Here is a 17,607-nt window from a genome sequence, read left to right on the forward strand (position 1 = left end):
CGTTAGCGGACTTTATTTTGTTTTTAAGCAGCCATCGTTCTTCGCTCCTCCCTCTTTGCAGGGGATTTGTCTTCTTAATCGCCTTCATCCTGCTGTTACAGCTTCCGGCTATGGCCCAAACGCCCGGCCTCATTTACAAGCCAGCCACTAACGGAGGGAACGCCGTAATGGACCCGAACAAAGACGGGTATGTGTCTAAAACAACGGCAGGCTTCAGCGGGACCAATGACGAAGGAGCCGCTTACAGCGAAATCCCTTACCGGCCATTTCCGGCCATGATGAGCGAGCCTCTAAGCGATTTGAACAGCGGTTCCAGCGGTGGCCACACGGATCTGGCAACCTCGCAGTATACGGGCACTACCGGGTCGCCTATTGCAGCTTACTTTGATGGCACAAACCTGCTCTTCCGCGTACGGATCGGCGGGCAATCTACCGCCTCCAAAGGATACAGCATCCTGATCGACATCAACAATACATTTAATGGCACCGGCGAGAACCCGGGCTTTGAATATGAGGTGCTCTTAGCCAGCAATTTTGATGTACGCGTCATCAAACACACGGTAACAAACAATGTGAATACGCAGCAAACTATCTTCAGTGGCTCCATTGACCAATATTTCCAGAAAGCGATTGCTGCTACTACCGCCGGAGGTGATGCCGACTATTTTTATGATTTTTATGTTCCGCTAACCGCTTTTCAGGGAGGTATTACTTCTGCTACGCCGCTGCGTATGTCCGGCATTACAGTTACTAGCGCGCAAAGCGGCATCAGCGGAACCGTATCGGATGTTGGCGGTGTAAACGACCTTGTTTATAGCAACAACAAGCTGATTATCTGGAAAGATGTGATCAGCACTTTTCCGCCCACAAGTATAAGCCAACTACAAACCGGTGGTTTCAGCACGCTGGTCTCTGCCCCTCCGGTAGTTAGCAGCCCGATCAAGACAGGAAGTATAAGCGGCACCTCGTCCGAGCCTGCCGGCTCCAGTGTGGCTGTTTATAGAAACGGTACCTTGCTTGGCACCACCACGGTATCATCTACAGGCACTTGGACCTATGCAACAAACGTGCTGGTTGCCGGCGACCTGATTACGGCTAAAGTAACTGCGACCGGTAAATCAATCTCCGTGGAATCGAATACGGTAACCGTAACGGCTGCGACCGTAACGTGCTCCGGCACAGCTGCTCCTATCCTAACATCTACCACCAATGGAGGAAAAACACTGACTGGCACTTCCAGCTATAATGGCTCAGTAACTATCAGATTATACATTCCCAATACAACTACGGTGGTGCTGACACAAACTGTAACTGTGTCTGGCGGCACCTTTTCCGTAGACATTACAGGGTTAGCTGCAGGAACTTATGCAGCTACCCAACAGCCAGCGGGCATGTGTGAGTCCCTGAAATCAAATGAATTCTGCTCAAATGGTAATGGTAACACCAGTACCCCATATCAAGCCTATCCCACTATAACCAGCATTACGTATGCTGATGGCACGGTAAACACGACGGCTGGCAACACTGAAATAGCAACAAAACTAACTACCGTCGCCGGTACCGTATCTGCATTAACAACGGGTGCTGTAGTGTATATCTATAAGAACGGCATCCGGCAAACTGCTTTTTCAGCTACGCTAAGTGGCACTACCTGGACAATAAATGTAAGTAGCTTAACCCTAATAGCCGGTGACTTTATTACGGCTAGAATAAGTTCTAGCGGTTCTGATGGAAATACCTCCTGTAGTCTTACCTCCTCTCCATCCGCAATAAAAACGGCTGTTGATTATACTACCACACCCCTTATTACGGGCATGTACTGTGTGGCCACCGGCAGTACAGTAAATAGCGTGAGCGGCACCACCACAGGTTCGTCAGGCGCAAGTATACAGCTTTACAATGCTGCCACTAATACGGCTATCGGAAGTCCCGCTATCATAAACCAGTACAAATCCTGGACTGTCAGTGGTTTATCGCTGGCTATTGGCACCTCCTTTTATGCGAAGGCCACAACAAGTGGGAAACTCCAGAGCCCTGCCTCTGCCTCTGTTACCGTGACTGCTAAAACTACCGGCACAGGTTTAAGTATAACATCTCCGATAGTAGAAGGTGCAACTAGTATGAGTGGCGGCGCACCGGCAGGCGTGCTTGTAAAGGTATATGTGGCCGGCTCATACTTAACCAGCACCACGGCTACTGCTGCCGGTTCCTGGTCTGTTTCTGGCCTGTCCCCTTACGAGCTATTTGCAGGCGCTTCGGTAACTATTACGGCTACATCTGGCACAAACTGCGAGAGCACACCATCTGCAGCCGTTACCGTACAATGCAAGCCCTTCAATACAGCCATCGTCCCTACCTTATCGGCCCCTAAGTACTGCCCGAACACAGCTGCTACGGTCCTGCTGCCAACCTCTGAGGCCGGCGTGATCTACAACCTTTATAATGGGACGGGCACTTCAGGTACCTCCGTGCTGGGTACCGGCAACGCAATCAGCCTTACGTCCGCTGCGCTGACGGTCGATCCAACCACTCTGACGGTAAAAGCGCTGAAAGTGGGCGCCCCCTGCAATCAGCAGATCGGCAGCAACTTAACAACCAGCCTCTACCCGGCGCTGCCAAAAACCTATTCGCTAAGCGCTTCGGTTATGAGCGGATGCCCGCCCCTATCCACAGTGATTACGGTGAAAGCAGCTGAAGCTGGTTATTCCTATCAGTTGTTTAACAAAACATCTAATACGGCAATTGGTACGCTGATCGTACCCACTGCCAATGGAGACCTTAGCTTACCGGCGGTTACCGTTTCTGTTACAACAGATTTTAACGTGATCATTAAAAGAACAGGAGAGCCCTGCGAGGCGCAAAATATCGATCCGACGACAACTAATATTAAAATCACGGTAACGGGAGCAAATGTTGCCGGGGCTGTAACCGCTACAGCCCCTATTATCTGCATAGGTACGGCTACCAATATTAATTTTGAGACCCAGGGAGGGTATACTTATAAAGTGTTCCTGAAAACTAATCTGAACCAACCAATAGGAACTTATGAGGCTCCAGGTAATAGTAATGCGACTAAATCTGTATCCACCGGCAACCTTACTACTGCGGGCACTTATACTTACACCGTCCAGGTAAGCCCCACCACAGCAGCAACATCTACCTGTCCTCCTATCTATATGCTGCAGGAAGCCACTATCAAGGTATCGAGCGGAGCGGATGTTACGTCGAATGCCGGCCCTAACCAAACGGTATGCGGCGCCACGACCACCCTGGCCGGCAACGACCCGGCACCGGGTACAGGCCTGTGGACGATGGTAAGCGGCCCATCTACTGCAACCTTTGGAAGTGCAACCAGTTCTTCCACCAGTGTCTCAGGGTTAGTTTCCGGCACTTACCAGTTTACCTGGACAGTAACCAATGCCTGCAGCGGCAATAAGGCGGCATCTACGGTAACGATCGTGGTTAACTGCCCGGCGCTTTACAATGTAGCGGGCCCGAAGAATTACAATGCCTATTCCAACAATGAGGTCCTGGCAACGGTTACGGACCAGGATGGCGGTGTTACCGCTGCACAACTGGTCTCTGGCAGGATGCCGACAGGCACCACCCTGAACACTATCACCGGGGCTATAAAAGTAGATAATACCAAGGGGCAGCTGCTAATAGGCATTTATACATTCTCGGTTCGCACAACAGATGCCCGGGGATTTACAACCACCAGTCCGGTAACTCTGCGCTTCAACGACCCCAACAGCTCTGTTGTGCCCCTTCCGGTAGAACTGGCCTTCTTTACAGCCATCCGCCAGAACGGGAGCATCATGCTGCAGTGGCTGACCGCTACCGAAAAAGATAATCTGAAGTTTGTAGTGGAGCGTAGCCTGAATGGTACTGATTTTAAAGCAATTGGCGAAGTAGCCGGAAACGGTACCAGCAGCCAGCCTCTTAAGTATAGCTTTGAAGATAAAACCATGCTGCCGCAACAGGTTTATTACCGCCTGAAGCAGGTAGACTATAGCGGAGTGGCCACGCTGAGCAAGATCATTTCGGTTACGACGGCAAAAGTAACTGCTGCCGCACTGAAAGCTTACCCGAACCCGGTTCAGACAAACCTCAATGTACTGATCGCAGCGGAAACGGGCGAGGCAGCAAAAATCCTGCTCCTGGACCTGCGCGGCGTGGTGGTACTGCAAAAGGCAATCAGCCTGGAAAGGGGCCTGAATGAACTGGAACTGCCGCTGGCAAGTTTAAGCAGCGGCGTTTATGTGCTGAAAATGGTGGGAGAGAAAACAGAGCTTTCCGTGAAGGTCATGAAAACAAATTAACAGGGTGTACCCGTCGAACAGGACAGCATCCGGCTGATAAAATCTGGCGCAACCTCTTCAAAAGGCTCCCTGCCTGATTTGGAAGTATGAGCAGGCACCGCAACGGCCCGAATGCCCCTGAAGAGACGGGAATTAAGGTAAATCAGGAGCAACCATCCTGCATCAAAAAAGGCCCGCATAAGCTGCGGGCCTTTTTGATGCAGGAAAATACGGTAATCTTATGGATTACAGCCTAAACTGCGTTACTTTTGTAACCTGATCTGTTATCCTATTTTCTTCTATTAAATGAGAATATTAAAATTCGGCGGCACCTCTGTCGGTTCTGCTGAGCGAATGCAGGCGCTAACGTCGCTTATCCAAAGCGATGCCCCCAGAATTGTAGTGCTTTCGGCTATGTCGGGCACCACCAATGCGCTGGTACAAATTACGGAATCGCTGTACCAGCATAATCACCAGGATGCGAATGCGCAGATTGATGCGCTCCAGTCAAAGTATAAACAGGTGGTGGCGCAGCTTTATACTTCCGCCGAAAAGAAAACACAGGCCAACGAATTGCTCGATCAGCACTTCGATTATATCCGCGCCTTTACGCAGGACCTGTTTACCGAGCACGAAGAGCGGGCCATACTTGCACAGGGAGAACTGCTTTCCACGGCACTTTTCCAGTTCTACCTCGAAGAACAGGGCATAAACTCCGTGTTGCTGCCGGCCCTTAACTTCATGAAGATCGATGAAAACGAAGAGCCCGACACAGCCTATATTGCCCGCAACCTGGCTGCAGAACTGGCCAAGCACCCGCAAACAACGCTTTTCATTACGCAAGGCTATATTTGCCGCAACGCTTTCGGGGAAATTGACAACCTGAAACGTGGCGGTTCGGATTACTCTGCCTCGCTGATCGGCGCTGCTGCCGATGCGGACGAGATACAGATCTGGACCGACATCGACGGGATGCACAACAACGATCCGCGCATTGTAAAGAACACCTATCCTATTGCGGAACTGTCGTTTGACGAGGCGGCGGAGCTGGCATACTTCGGTGCCAAAATCCTACACCCAAGCAGCGTGCTGCCGGCCAAGCAGAAAAATATTCCGGTACGCCTGCTCAATACCATGGAGCCTTCGGCAAAAGGCACAACCATCAGCGCGGAAAGCGAAGGCGGTAAAATAAAAGCCGTTGCGGCAAAAGACGGTATCACGGCCATCAAGATCAAATCAGGCCGTATGCTGCTGGCCTATGGTTTTTTGCGTAGCGTGTTCGAAGTATTCGAGCGCTATAAAACGCCCATTGACATGATCACCACTTCGGAGGTGGCCATCTCGCTGACGATTGACAATGACAAGTTCCTGGACCAGATCGTGGCCGAACTCAAAGCTTTCGGACAGGTAGAGGTCGATCAGAACCAAACCATTATTTGCGTGGTCGGCGATTTTATAGAAGAGCGCAGCGGCTCCAGCTTGGAGATCTTCGAAGCACTTAAAGCGATCCCCTTACGGATGATATCGTATGGCGGCAGCAAAAACAACATCAGTGTGCTCATCAACACCACCCACAAAGTGGAGGCACTGCAACAACTGAACGAGGGTATTTTTGAACGAAACAGAACCCATGCTTAATATCGACCTGGCCGAACTGCAGCAGCACAGTACGCCGCTTTATGTGTATAACCTGCCCCTGCTGCGCCAGACCCTGGACGCGGCGCAGCAAGAAGCCCGCAAGTATAACTACCACGTACATTACGCCCTTAAAGCCAATGCCAATGCCCCCATTCTGGAGGCCATGCGCACCTATGGTTTCGGGGCTGACTGCGTAAGCGGCAATGAGGTAAAGACAGCAATCGCTAGTGGATTTGCTCCGAGTGATGTGGTGTTTGCCGGCGTTGGTAAATCGGATGCAGAGATCAATTATGCCCTGGACCAGGACATTTTCTGTTTCAACTGCGAATCGAAGCAGGAACTGGAGGTGCTCAACGAACTGGCTGCCCTGAAAGGCAAAACGGCACGCGTCGCTCTGCGCATCAATCCCAACGTAAACGCCAACACGCACAAGTATATCACCACCGGCCTGGAGGAGAATAAGTTTGGCATTAACGCCTGGGAACTGGAAAGCGTGCTGGAGCTTCTGGCGCAACTGCCCAACATTGATTTGATCGGCATCCACTTTCACATTGGCTCGCAGATAACGGATCTGAGTGTTTTTAAGAACCTGTGCACCCGCGTGAATGAGTTCCAGCAGTGGTTTGCAGCCCATAAAATAACCCTGCAGCACATTAATGTGGGCGGCGGCCTGGGGGTGGATTACTACCAGCCGGAGCAGCAGCTTATCCCTGATTTTGCTTCCTATTTTAATTTGTTCCACCAGTTTCTGGAACTACGCTCTGGGCAACAGGTGCATTTTGAGCTTGGACGAGCCCTGGTAGCCCAGTGCGGCACCCTTGTATCAAAGGTACTATACATCAAAAAAGGCATGACGACCAACTTTGCCATACTGGATGCCGGTATGACCGAACTGATTCGCCCGGCCCTGTATCAATCGTATCATAAGATCGAGAACCTGAGTAGCCAGCTGCCCGAGGAGCGGTATGATGTGGTGGGCCCTATCTGCGAATCGTCCGACTGCTTTGGCAAAGCCGTTATACTTCCTGAAACCAGCCGGGGCGATCTGATCGCTATCCGCACGGCGGGCGCTTACGGCGAAGTGATGGCCTCTAATTACAACCTGCGCGAAAAGGCCCAGGCACTTTATTTACAGGACCAGCAAGTATAAACGATCAACAAGTATAAACATAAAAACGCCCGGCTTTTTCACGGAAGCCGGGCGTTTTTATGTTTATACTTACCCTTATGCTGCCATTACTCGGCTCTGTTACCAGCAACCAATTGCAGTGGCGTGCTTTTTCCATTGCTGATCGAAACAACAAAGTCCGGTTCGGCCTGGGTTATGCCGGGTTTGCCCTGCAGGTAGTTGGCCAGCTCCAGCGCGTTGCCCTTCGCGTGTTTATCCACTTTCACCAGGTAGGTATTATTCCCAAGCGGCTTTAAGACCTGGGCGTTGTAGGCTTTGGCCAGTTGGTACAGTGCCGGCAAGCCATTTGGAGTCACCGTTACCATAGCTTCGTTGCTGATGCCCAGCAGTTGATTACCATCCTGCAGAAAGTAGGGCGTCACATAAGCGATGCGTGTATCGGCAGCCAGTTCTTTAATTGCCTGTTCCACCTGGCTGCAACTCAGGCCTTCCTGCAGCTGCACCGGTTGCAGACTGGCCGAATTACTATTTACCGCTGCTCCCATACCGGTTACAAAGCCATAATCGGCGAGCACTTGCTGCTGTTGGGCCAGGGGAATTTCACCTGTAAAGGCTACCAGCACCTGCCTAGTATACACGGTGCCCAGGTTCCTGCTTTGCAGGCTATAGGTATGGCAGGCGCCGCCTTCCTGGTGCAATTTGTTCAGCAGGTCAGGATCAAAGCGCACGTTGCGCAACGGGGACGCATTATCGTCTTTGCAGGATGAGAAAGCCACCAAAAAGAGGACCAAGATCAGCAAGGGTAAGTTTTTTGTCATCGCCGTACATTTATATCTCCAATAGATAGTTGTTGTACGTTCTGCAAAAAGGAAGGGCTATGTTTTAGCACCTATTCAAGCTGCTTTCTGAAATTTTTTGATACTTTAATTAGCTTTTACTAAGTAATTTGCTTATTAGCGGTTTTCATCCTTTCAAGTATAATGCAATTTATGGTTTAGCCGTAATTACGCAGCGACCAGTTCTGTTGCAATAGCGGCGCGCAGGAGCTCCTCTTCCGCCAGTTCATCCGGCAGCTGTGCGATAAAGGCTCCCCGGGCTTCTAGCTCCTGCTGGTGCTGCAGCAGATCGCTGCGCAGAATGGTGCCTACCAGCTGCACTACCTGGCTATTCACGCCAAAAGAGGTCACCTCGTGCCAAGGCAGGTTAGGCAGTTCGCCGTTTTGTGCAGCCAGCCGCAGGTACACCCGCAGCGTGGCATCTGCGGCCACAGGTGTAGTAGCAGCCTGTAATTTGGGATACGTATACTTGTAGCCTGCAAGCGCTGCCGACACGTCGGCCCAAACGGCTGAGCCGGTAGGGTGGCTGCCTGCCCCACGCCCCTTCAGGAACTGGCTACCGGCAAAGCGGGCATCCAGCTGCACCCCGTTAAACTCGGCATGCACGTAGTATAGCTCATTGTCCGGGAAAACAAAGGTGGGCAGCACCTGCACTTCCAGCTCGCCGAGGTTGTTTATTTTAGCCGAAGCCACCAGCTTGATGCGGGCGCCCACGGCCTGTGCCAGGGCTACATCCTGCGTACTCACCCGGCTGATGCCAAAGCGCAACACTTTCTGCAGCGGCACCACCACGCCAAACGCATGGGCCGCAATAATGCAGATTTTATGCAGGGCATCGTATCCGCCCACGTCCAAGGTCGGGTCGGTTTCGGCAAAACCCAGCGCCTGCGCCTGGTGCAGCGCTTCCTCATACGACAGGTTCTCGGTATCGAGCTTGTGCAGAATGTAATTAGACGAGCCGTTCAGGATACCGCTTACCTCTTTTAAAGGCTCCGTGCTGTAGTAGGCTTCCAAGGTGCGCAGGATTGGAATGCTTCCGCACACAGCGGCTTCGTAGAGCAACACGCCCTTATACTGCTGCTGCAGCTGTACGAGCTCCGGCAGGTTTTCGGCAATCATTTTTTTGTTAGCAGATACGACGGTCTTCCCTTCCAGCAGGGCTTGCTTCACCAATAAATAGGCTTCTTTGGGATCACTGATGAGCTCGGCCAGCAGATCGATGCTATCATCCTGCAGCAGCTGCTGGGCATCAAACGTGAAAGCAGTTGCCGGCAGAGGGCGCTCCTTTTCTTTGTCCTTCACACAGATATTGGCTATTTCCAGCAGTTGGTTGTGCTGCAGCACATCGTACAAACCCTGGCCCACGCAGCCAAATCCCAGGATGCCTATTTTATGTTTATTGCTCATAGTGTAATAATGCTACTGTTTCTTCTTCTATATAAAACTGACTGATCGCGGCTGTCAGCTGCTCCACCTCCACCAGAAAACCATCGTGGCCATAGTTGGAGGTAAGGAGTGCAAACGCGGAGCCCGGCACCTGTGTATGTAAAAACTGTTGTTCCTCTACCGGAAAAAGCAGGTCGGTATCGACACCCACAAACAGGCAGCGGGCCTTTAGATGCGCCAGCGCTTTCACCACGCCGCCCCTGTTGCGGCCCACGTGGTGCGAGTCCATGGCTTTGGACAGCAACCAGTACGTATAGGCATTAAACCGCTTGGCAAGCTTTTCGCCCTGGTATACCTGGTAAGTTGCCGCCCGGAAATTGTCTGTAATGCTGTTGCCGGGCTCCTGCTGGTTTTCGTGGTAAGTGTTGTAGTGGCGGTACGAAAGCATGGCAATAGCACGTGCCGTTTTCAGGCCTTCTTTGCCGGCATCCTCGCTGTTGCCGTGCCAGCTTGGGTCCTGGCGAATGGCCATGCGCTGGCTTTCGTTAAACGCGATACCCCAGGGCGAGTGGCGGGCATTAGAGGCCACATGCACCAGCCGTTCAAACACATCAGGTTGCTGAATGGCCCACTCCAGTGCCTGCTGCCCTCCCAACGAACCGCCGATCAACGTATGAATTTGCTTTAAACCCAACTCGCCGCGCAGCAGCTCGAAGGCAGCCACTACATCGCGGTTAGTGAAAACCGGAAACGCATGAAAGTAGGGCTTCAGCGTAGCAGGGTTGATGGACAGCGGCCCGGTAGAGCCATAGCATCCGCCCAGGGTATTGGCACAGATAACAAACCACTGCGCCGGGTCATACAACTTGCCCGGGCCAAACAGACCGGCCCACCAGTCTGTAAAGTCGGAGCTGCCGGTCAGGGCATGGCACACCCATACTACGTTGTCGCGGCGGGCATTTAGCTGGCCGTAGGTAGTATAGGCCAGCTGCAAGCCGGGCAGGGTAGCGCCCGACTCCAGCGTGAAGGCCTGTTGGGAATGAAAAACGTGTTGCTCTGGCATTTCTTTCGTTACTGGAGGAGTGCCTCCGGTTGTGCTTCGCGTACTTTGGCGAACGCCTGTTCAAAATCTGCTTTGATATCATCGATATGCTCGATACCTGCCGACACGCGCAGCAGGGTTTGCTCTACGCCGGCATTTAGCTGCTCGGCATCGCTTAACTGCTGGTGGGTGGTAGAGGCCGGGTGGATGATCAGCGTTTTGGCATCGCCTACGTTAGCCAGGTGACTTACCAGTTGCAGGCTGTTCACAAAAGTTTCGGCCTGCTGCTTGTCGCCTTTTAGCTTAAAGGAGAACACCCCGCCAAAGCCCCGCTTCAGGTACTTTTTAGCCAGTTCGTGGTAAGGGCTGCTCACCAGTCCCGGGTAGTTCACCGCTTCTACCTGTTCGTGCTGCTCCAGCCACTGGGCCAGCGCCAGGGCGTTCTGCACGGTTCTGTCCAGGCGCAGCGACAGGGTTTCGAGGCCCTGCAGCAGCAGGAAAGAGTTGAACGGGCTCAGGGCAGGACCAAAATCACGCAGCCCTTCTACCCGCACCCGGATGGCAAAGGCAATGTTGCCGAAGGGACCTTTCTCCCCGAATACTTCCCAGAAGTTGAGCCCGTGATAGCCCTCGCTCGGCTCCGAGAACTGCGGAAATTTGCCGTTGCCCCAGTTAAAGTTACCGCCATCCACAATTACGCCGCCAATGCTGGTACCGTGGCCGCCGATCCACTTGGTGGCTGCCTCCACTACCACGTTGGCCCCGTGCTCCAACGGGCGGAACAGGTAACCGCCAGCGCCAAAGGTATTATCCACCACAAACGGGATGTCATACTTGCGGGCCAGTGCGGCCAGTGCATCAAAATCCGGGATGTTGAAGCGAGGGTTGCCAATGGTCTCCACGTAAAGGGCTTTGGTCTTCTCATCGATCAGTTGCTCGTAGCTTTCCACGGCATCGTCCTTGGCAAACCGGGCCTCAATACCCAGACGCTTGAACGATACCTTGAACTGGTTGAATGAGCCGCCGTACAGGTTACCCGTGGACACGAAATTATCCCCGGCCTCCAGGATATTGGTAAGCGCCAGAAACTGCGCTGCCATGCCCGATGCCACGGCAACGGCTGCCACGCCGCCCTCCAGCGCCGCCACCCGCTTCTCAAACACATCGGTGGTCGGGTTCATGATGCGGGTATAAATGTTGCCAAATTCTTTCAGGGCAAACAGGTTGGCCCCGTGCTCGGCGTTTTTAAAAGCATAGGAGGTTGTCTGGTAGATAGGCACAGCGCGCGACTGTGTGGTGGGATCTATTTCCTGGCCAGCGTGTAGCTGAAGAGTTTCGAAATGCAGAGATTGAGACATGGCTATAGTATATAAAGTAGGAGAAGAAATAAGTTAAAGTATAAAACCGCAGAGATGCGAATACAGAGTAGCCCCTGGCCGCAGACATGAATCTGCCGCGAAAGCGGTGCAGGCTAAAACGATGCTAGATTAACAACAACAGCAACACATAGCCTCCAGGGGCATGCGCATGACTTTAGCGAGAGCAAAAGCGGGAGTTTGCGGCAGTGCGGCTGCCGGCAAATTAAAAATACGTCTGTGCTGTGTTGGCTTGATTCCCTTTTTCATGACAGTATCAATTTATATTCTTCCGAACCTTTCGGAATCAGGAATTAGCACCTTTACTCGGTAGTTAGGTTGCTAGCGCTTCATAGAGCCTGTCTCTCCACGCTTCTTTATAAATCAATATCCGCGAAGGGTATTGACTAGATGTTGCAATATTAAACCGCGCTAAAAGTATTTGCAAGCTTTTTCTGCTCTTTTTTCAAAAATGCCTTTGCAGCGCCGGTTAAGCAATCATACGGCGGGCTCCTGTTTTCGTTACAGGCGCCCCTGCCAGCTCCTGCGCAGCTAAGTAGCGCTGTGGCCATACCCGGCTACAGGCAGCGGCTGCAGCAGCATAACTACAGGCGATTCCGGCTAGTAGTGTCTGCAAAACCCGCCGCAGGCCTGAAGCTGCATCATACTTCTGATAGTATAACATCTCCCTATATTAATACTAAACTTTGCCCCTGCTGCCAAGTATACTTCCGGTATAGTTTAGCAACTATATTCGCAGGCCCCGGCATCGTACGTGAAAGCAGCCAATTAAATTTTTCACCCTCTAAAATATAATTACCTTTGCTTGCTGACAACCTATCACACGTAATGGAGGCCATAAAAGAAACCAACTTCTCCTTCGCCGGCCAGACCGGTTTTTACAAAGGCAAAGTTCGCGATGTATACTATTTCGGAGACAAGCTGGCCATGATCGCCACCGACCGTATCTCCGCTTTTGACGTGGTGCTGCCACGCGCTATTCCTTACAAAGGGCAGGTGCTCAACCAGATTGCCAGTCTCAACCTCAAAGCGACAGCTGACATTGTTCCCAACTGGGTTCTGTCTACCCCGGATCCGAATGCGACCATCGGGTATCGTTGCGAGCCTTTTAAAGTAGAAATGGTGATCCGGGGATACCTGGCAGGCCATGCGTGGCGCGAGTACCAGGCCGGCAAACGCCTCTTGTGCGGGGTAGCCCTGCCCGAGGGATTGCGCGAGAATGACCAGTTGCCTGAGCCCATCATCACCCCCACCACCAAAGCAGACGAAGGCCACGACGAAGACATTTCAAGAAAAGAAATTATTGCCTCAGGCCTTGTATCTGAAGAAGATTATCTTAATTTAGAGCGCTATACCAGAGCGCTTTATGCCCGTGGTACCGCACTGGCCGCAGAACGTGGCCTGCTTTTGGTAGATACCAAGTATGAGTTTGGCAAGTATAACGGCCAGATTTACCTGATCGACGAGATCCACACGCCGGATTCGTCCCGTTACTTTTACAGCCAGGGGTATGCGGAACGGCAGGCACAAGGAGAACCGCAGCGGCAGCTTTCAAAAGAATTTGTGCGCCAGTGGCTCATCGGAAACGGCTTTCAGGGGCAACACGGCCAGGCAGTTCCGGAGATGACAGACGAAGTGGTACGCGGCATTTCGGACCGCTATATTGAGCTGTTTGAGGTTTTTACCGGCCAGCCTTTTGTAAAGGAGGGTTATGAAAACGTGCTTTCTCGAATAGAGCAGCACATTATTGAAAACATTTTTTAGCACTAAAAGTTACCATAATTAAAGTAGATTTTGGTACATTTGCTTTTAAATCCTTATTGGTAGATCTATGAAATACACGATTGATAAGAAAGAAAACTATACAATTATCACGATAGATGAGAAGAAGCTGGATACTTCTATTGCACCTGACCTGAAGTCTGAGTTCGTGAAATTGAATGCCGAGGGGATCACCAACCTGATTCTTGACCTGAGTAACGTGAAATATACGGATTCATCGGGCCTGAGCTCCATTCTGATCGCAAACCGCCTATGCAATTCCTCTAACGGTTTGCTGATCATGACAGGGTTACAGGACCATGTGATGAAGCTCATCTCTATCTCTAAACTGGAGTCGGTGTTAAACATTCTGCCTACGGTAGAAGAAGCGATCGATCGTGTGTTTTTGCACGAGATTGAGCAAGATCTGACCAACAAAGAAGACTAACCTTACCGCCCGGTAGTGGATTTCGAACTCAGAATTCTCGGCAGTTCGTCGGCTACTCCCTCGGCAAACAGACACCATACCGCCCAAGTCCTGACGATTGGCAATCAGTACCACCTGATTGATTGCGGAGAAGGAACGCAGATGCAGCTGATGCAATACAAGATAAAGCATCAGCGCATCTGCAATATTTACATCAGCCACCTGCATGGCGACCATTATTTTGGGCTGGCAGGGTTGCTATCCACCATGCACCTGCAGGGGCGCCTCACGCCGCTGCACCTCTTCGGCCCTCCCGGCCTCTCCGAAATCCTTAGCCTGCAGTTTAAGTATTCGGGCACCAACCTGAGCTTTCCGCTCATTTTTCATGAGCTGGACACAGCTTACCACAAAAAGATCTTTGAAGACAAGCAGATCACGGTACATACCATCCCGATGGAGCACCGTGTGCCCTGCTGCGGTTTTGTTTTCAGGGAAAAGCCCAAGCCACGCCCACTGATCAAGGAAAAGCTCTCCGGCTTTCTGACCCCGCCGCAACTCGTGCGCCTCAAATGGGGCGAAGATATCAAAGACGAACAAGGCAACATCATCGTCCGCAACCAGGATGTAACACAGGAGCCAAAGCGCAGCCGCAGCTACGCCTATTGCTCAGACAGCCGCTATAAACCCGAGCTGCTCCCCTACCTGCGCGGTGTAGATCTACTTTACCACGAGGCCACTTTCCTGGATGATATGCGCGAGCGCGCTACCTATACCTTCCACAGCACGGCCCTGCAGGCTGCCGAGCTCGCCGCGGCCGCCAAAGTGCGCCACCTGCTGCTGGGCCATTTCTCGGTCCGGTACAAAGACCTGACCCCGCTGCTGCTGGAGGCCATGTCCGTATTCCCGCATGTAGACCTGGCCACCGAAGGCAGCATTTTCTGTATTACAGAGCAGTAGAAGGTCTGCCAGCCAGCGTTCTTTCTGTGCGGGGGCTATCGGTAGCGGTAGTAGCCTCGGTTACTTTGGTAAGCGTAAAAGCGCCTACGGCCATGGTCAGATCCCGCACAGCCACATCCAGGTAGTGCCCGCTCAACAGCAGGTTCAGGGCAATGCCGATCAGCCAGGCCATCACCACATAAGCGCCCAGGCGGGGCCGCACAAATACCAGCACCCCGGCAATGATCTCGATCACACCCACAAGCAGCATAAAAGTATGTGGTGCCACCGGCAACATCCCAGCAAGGGTCGGGTTCAGGTACTTATCCCAGTCTACCAGCAGGTCTGTGAACTTATCAATACCCGCAACAATAGGTACAAGGCCATAGGTCAGTTTCAGGGTGGTTCGGATTTGAAGCAGCGCCTGATGTTCCATTACATTTTCCATGATCTTTCGGTTTTTACAATTATTTAACATTATTTACTCATTAGATACCCGCTAATGAATAACGTTACAGATTCATGTAACTTTTTTGCGCCATTTGCATCTAAATAAGTAAAGGCAGCCAAGTATGCAGGTAAAAGAAAAACAAGGGCAACACCAGTTATCGGACCGGGAGGTAGTGGAACGGGTATTAACCGGGGAAAAAGAGTTGTATGAGATCCTCATGCGGCGCTATAACCAGAAACTTTACCGGGTGATCAGGGGATACCTGAAAGATGCGTGCGAGGTAGAGGATGCCATGCAGAACACCTACCTCAAAGCATATGAAAAGCTATATCAGTTTCACGGCGAGGCGCAGTTCTCGACCTGGCTGGTCCGCATTGGTATAAACGAGGCGCTGGGCTGGCTGCGCCAAAACCAGAAAGCCGCTTTCCTGCATAGTATACAAGAAGACCAACCAGACCAGCAACTCCTGGAACTACCTGACACCAAAAGTATGAACCCCGAAATCAATACCATTCACAAGGAAATGCAGCTGCTGCTGGAGCAGGCCATCGATAACCTGCCTACCAAATACAGGGTCGTTTATATGCTGCGCGAGGTAGAGGAAATGAGCACGGCGGAAGTGACCGCTTGCCTGGCTATCTCGGAAAGCAATCTGAAAGTAAGGCTGCATCGTGCAAAAACACTGCTCAAAGAAAACCTCTACCAGCTTTCTGCCTCGCGGGATGTGTTTACGTTTGGCTCGAAACATTGCGACAAGCTGGTCAACCAGGTTATGGCCAGGCTGCAGCAAGTATAGGTCCGTCCTCGCGTTGCTGTCAGTTCAAAAATTTATTCAAACATCCGCTTACCGCCTCAACCCGGCGCCGCTGTTAGCTGGCAGGAAGTATAAACCAGGTAAAACTCTTTAACAAGTGACAGATACGTATAAAGGCCATCGCTGCTTTTCGCCAATACCAATTAAATTTATGCTGAAAACCAGCCCACTTCAGTCTGCGCAAGTATAGCTTTGCCTTTTCTTTACCGTATTATTACCAGCACCAAAACACACGTATGGCTATACAACTGATCATGGTACCTGGGCTGGGCAACTCGGGGCCGCAACACTGGCAAAGTCTATGGGAAGCGCAGGATACCGCCATCCGCCGCGTAGGGCAATCGGATTGGGATACGCCCACCTGCGCAGCCTGGGTGAAAAAGCTGCACGAGGAAATACAGCAGGCAGATGCTCCTGTGGTGTTAGTGGCGCACAGCCTGGGTTGCCTGGCGGTGGTGCACTGGGCCCGGCATTACCAGGGAAACGTAAAGGCCGCCATGCTGGTAGCGCCGCCGGATGCAGAACGCCCGGATTTTCCGCAGGAAGCAACCGGTTTCGCCCCTATTCCCCAACAAAAGCTCCCCTTTCCAACTATAGTAGTAGCCAGCAGCAACGACCCCTACATATCCATGCAACGGGTACAGGAACTGGGCCGGAACTGGGGCAGCCAGTTGGTAAGCGTGGGAGATGCCAGGCATATCAACGCCAGTTCGGGCCTAGGCGACTGGCCGCAGGGGCAGCAGCTATTGCAGGAGCTACTGTAGCGCCAGGCTTTGCTTTAATCCTTTGCGGGCTTTGTACATTCTACTGAAAACCGCTATATTTAGGAGCCGCGTCAGCCCGCCTGCGCGCCTGTAATATCCCTAATCCTAACATAAATGGCTAAGAGAAAAGCATTCACCGCCACCGGCATTATCGTCGGTATACTTGTCCTTCTGGTTTTGATGCAGTTTATCCGCATTGATAAAACGAACCCGCCTGTAGACCCGGCCAAAGAATTTGTAACCATTGCTAATCCGCCACAGGATGTGACTCTTATCTTGCGGGAGTCCTGCTACGATTGCCACTCCAACACCACCAAGTATCCCTGGTACTCGAATGTAGCTCCGGTTTCATGGTTTCTCAAAAACCATATAGACGAAGGTCGCCGGGAACTGAATTTCTCGGAATGGGGAAGCTATACAGCTAAAAAAGCGAACCACAAGTTGGAGGAAGCCATCGAACTGGTTGAGAATGGCGAAATGCCGATGACGTCTTATACCTTGCTGCACGCCGAAGCTAAGCTTACCAAAGAAGAAAAGGAAAAACTGATCAGCTGGCTGAAAACTTACAAGAGCACCGGTTCTTAACCAGTAAGTATAGTGCCCCTGCAGGCAGCGGAAGGAGCGCTGCCCTGATGAATACCTGCCGTTGAACAAAAACGGCCAAAAAGAAGATGAACAGCTGCTTTACCTGTAACCAATGGGCAAGGTAGCTGTTTTGCTATTGTAAAAACCTAAACGCAGCGCAC

14 protein-coding genes and 1 riboswitch are annotated in these 17,607 nt (G+C 51.9%); of the genes, 9 read left to right on the forward strand and 5 right to left on the reverse strand.

Annotated elements, in window-relative coordinates; genetic code table 11:
• The first annotated feature begins 110 nt into the window (after window positions 1-110).
• The 3 genes from LWL52_RS12605 (at window position 111) to lysA (ending at window position 7,089) form a co-directional block, all read left to right on the forward strand.
• Window positions 111-4,322, forward strand: a complete 4,212-nt coding sequence (locus LWL52_RS12605; RefSeq protein ID WP_242920319.1) for a T9SS type A sorting domain-containing protein — start codon at window positions 111-113, stop codon at window positions 4,320-4,322.
• A gap of 285 nt (window positions 4,323-4,607) precedes the next feature.
• Window positions 4,608-5,939: an aspartate kinase gene (locus LWL52_RS12610; protein ID WP_242920321.1), complete on the forward strand. Its 1,332-nt coding sequence runs from the start codon at window positions 4,608-4,610 to the stop codon at window positions 5,937-5,939.
• Complete coding sequence (gene lysA, locus LWL52_RS12615; RefSeq protein ID WP_242920323.1) at window positions 5,932-7,089, forward strand: diaminopimelate decarboxylase; 1,158 nt, start codon at window positions 5,932-5,934, stop codon at window positions 7,087-7,089. Before LWL52_RS12610 ends, lysA begins: the two co-directional genes overlap by 8 nt.
• 86 nt (window positions 7,090-7,175) lie before the next feature.
• Here lysA and LWL52_RS12620 read toward each other — a convergent pair whose 3' ends face one another.
• From LWL52_RS12620 to LWL52_RS12635, 4 genes are all read right to left on the reverse strand, one after another.
• Window positions 7,176-7,886 (reverse strand): hypothetical protein, encoded by a 711-nt coding sequence (locus LWL52_RS12620; RefSeq protein ID WP_242920325.1) that lies wholly within the window; start codon window positions 7,884-7,886, stop codon window positions 7,176-7,178.
• Window positions 7,887-8,072: 186 nt separating this feature from the next.
• Window positions 8,073-9,311, reverse strand: a complete 1,239-nt coding sequence (locus tag LWL52_RS12625) for a homoserine dehydrogenase (RefSeq protein ID WP_242920327.1) — start codon at window positions 9,309-9,311, stop codon at window positions 8,073-8,075.
• Complete coding sequence (gene metX / locus LWL52_RS12630) at window positions 9,301-10,353, reverse strand: homoserine O-acetyltransferase MetX (RefSeq protein ID WP_242920329.1); 1,053 nt, start codon at window positions 10,351-10,353, stop codon at window positions 9,301-9,303. Before metX ends, LWL52_RS12625 begins: the two co-directional genes overlap by 11 nt.
• Before the next feature lie 8 nt (window positions 10,354-10,361).
• On the reverse strand, window positions 10,362-11,690 hold the full coding sequence (locus LWL52_RS12635; RefSeq protein WP_242920331.1) for an O-acetylhomoserine aminocarboxypropyltransferase/cysteine synthase family protein: 1,329 nt from the start codon (window positions 11,688-11,690) through the stop codon (window positions 10,362-10,364).
• 276 nt (window positions 11,691-11,966) lie between these two features.
• Window positions 11,967-12,073, reverse strand: a riboswitch (SAM riboswitch).
• Between the two features lie 463 nt (window positions 12,074-12,536).
• Between LWL52_RS12635 and LWL52_RS12640 the strand changes: the two genes are divergently transcribed.
• The 3 genes from LWL52_RS12640 to LWL52_RS12650 all read left to right on the forward strand — a co-directional run bounded on the left by LWL52_RS12640 (window position 12,537) and on the right by LWL52_RS12650 (window position 14,853).
• Window positions 12,537-13,472 carry a phosphoribosylaminoimidazolesuccinocarboxamide synthase gene (locus LWL52_RS12640; protein WP_242920333.1) on the forward strand — a complete coding sequence of 312 codons (936 nt, stop codon included), beginning with the start codon at window positions 12,537-12,539 and terminating at the stop codon, window positions 13,470-13,472.
• 67 nt (window positions 13,473-13,539) lie between these two features.
• Window positions 13,540-13,917 (forward strand): STAS domain-containing protein, encoded by a 378-nt coding sequence (locus LWL52_RS12645; protein ID WP_196266546.1) that lies wholly within the window; start codon window positions 13,540-13,542, stop codon window positions 13,915-13,917.
• 15 nt (window positions 13,918-13,932) lie between these two features.
• A complete protein-coding gene (locus LWL52_RS12650) occupies window positions 13,933-14,853 on the forward strand; it encodes a ribonuclease Z (RefSeq protein WP_242920335.1) in 921 nt (306 codons plus the stop codon).
• Here the strand turns inward: LWL52_RS12650 and LWL52_RS12655 are convergent.
• Window positions 14,840-15,280, reverse strand: coding sequence for a hypothetical protein (locus LWL52_RS12655; protein WP_242920337.1), 441 nt, complete (start codon window positions 15,278-15,280; stop codon window positions 14,840-14,842). The two genes, LWL52_RS12650 and LWL52_RS12655, sit on opposite strands and share 14 nt — an antisense overlap.
• Window positions 15,281-15,404: 124 nt before the next feature.
• Here LWL52_RS12655 and LWL52_RS12660 point away from each other — a divergent pair, with 124 nt between their 5' ends.
• The 3 genes from LWL52_RS12660 (at window position 15,405) to LWL52_RS12670 (ending at window position 17,446) form a co-directional block, all read left to right on the forward strand.
• The gene (locus tag LWL52_RS12660; RefSeq protein WP_242920340.1) at window positions 15,405-16,079 is read left to right on the forward strand and encodes an RNA polymerase sigma factor; all 675 of its coding nucleotides are present in this window, start codon (window positions 15,405-15,407) and stop codon (window positions 16,077-16,079) included.
• 254 nt (window positions 16,080-16,333) lie between these two features.
• The gene (locus LWL52_RS12665) at window positions 16,334-16,861 is read left to right on the forward strand and encodes an RBBP9/YdeN family alpha/beta hydrolase (RefSeq protein WP_242920342.1); all 528 of its coding nucleotides are present in this window, start codon (window positions 16,334-16,336) and stop codon (window positions 16,859-16,861) included.
• 114 nt (window positions 16,862-16,975) lie between these two features.
• Complete coding sequence (locus LWL52_RS12670) at window positions 16,976-17,446, forward strand: heme-binding domain-containing protein (protein WP_242920344.1); 471 nt, start codon at window positions 16,976-16,978, stop codon at window positions 17,444-17,446.
• Window positions 17,447-17,607 lie beyond the last annotated feature (161 nt).

Source organism: Pontibacter liquoris (assembly GCF_022758235.1).
Classification (GTDB): Bacteria; Bacteroidota; Bacteroidia; order Cytophagales; family Hymenobacteraceae; genus Pontibacter; species Pontibacter liquoris.

Coding starts and splice junctions, on each gene's coding strand:
- LWL52_RS12605 (WP_242920319.1), top strand. CDS start 111: ATGGCCCAAACGCCCGGCCTCATTTACAAGCCAGCCACTAACGGAGGG.
- LWL52_RS12610 (WP_242920321.1), top strand. CDS start 4,608: ATGAGAATATTAAAATTCGGCGGCACCTCTGTCGGTTCTGCTGAGCGA.
- lysA (WP_242920323.1), top strand. CDS start 5,932: ATGCTTAATATCGACCTGGCCGAACTGCAGCAGCACAGTACGCCGCTT.
- LWL52_RS12620 (WP_242920325.1), bottom strand. CDS start 7,886: ATGACAAAAAACTTACCCTTGCTGATCTTGGTCCTCTTTTTGGTGGCT.
- LWL52_RS12625 (WP_242920327.1), bottom strand. CDS start 9,311: ATGAGCAATAAACATAAAATAGGCATCCTGGGATTTGGCTGCGTGGGC.
- metX (WP_242920329.1), bottom strand. CDS start 10,353: ATGCCAGAGCAACACGTTTTTCATTCCCAACAGGCCTTCACGCTGGAG.
- LWL52_RS12635 (WP_242920331.1), bottom strand. CDS start 11,690: ATGTCTCAATCTCTGCATTTCGAAACTCTTCAGCTACACGCTGGCCAG.
- LWL52_RS12640 (WP_242920333.1), top strand. CDS start 12,537: ATGGAGGCCATAAAAGAAACCAACTTCTCCTTCGCCGGCCAGACCGGT.
- LWL52_RS12645 (WP_196266546.1), top strand. CDS start 13,540: ATGAAATACACGATTGATAAGAAAGAAAACTATACAATTATCACGATA.
- LWL52_RS12655 (WP_242920337.1), bottom strand. CDS start 15,280: ATGGAAAATGTAATGGAACATCAGGCGCTGCTTCAAATCCGAACCACC.
- LWL52_RS12660 (WP_242920340.1), top strand. CDS start 15,405: ATGCAGGTAAAAGAAAAACAAGGGCAACACCAGTTATCGGACCGGGAG.
- LWL52_RS12665 (WP_242920342.1), top strand. CDS start 16,334: ATGGCTATACAACTGATCATGGTACCTGGGCTGGGCAACTCGGGGCCG.
- LWL52_RS12670 (WP_242920344.1), top strand. CDS start 16,976: ATGGCTAAGAGAAAAGCATTCACCGCCACCGGCATTATCGTCGGTATA.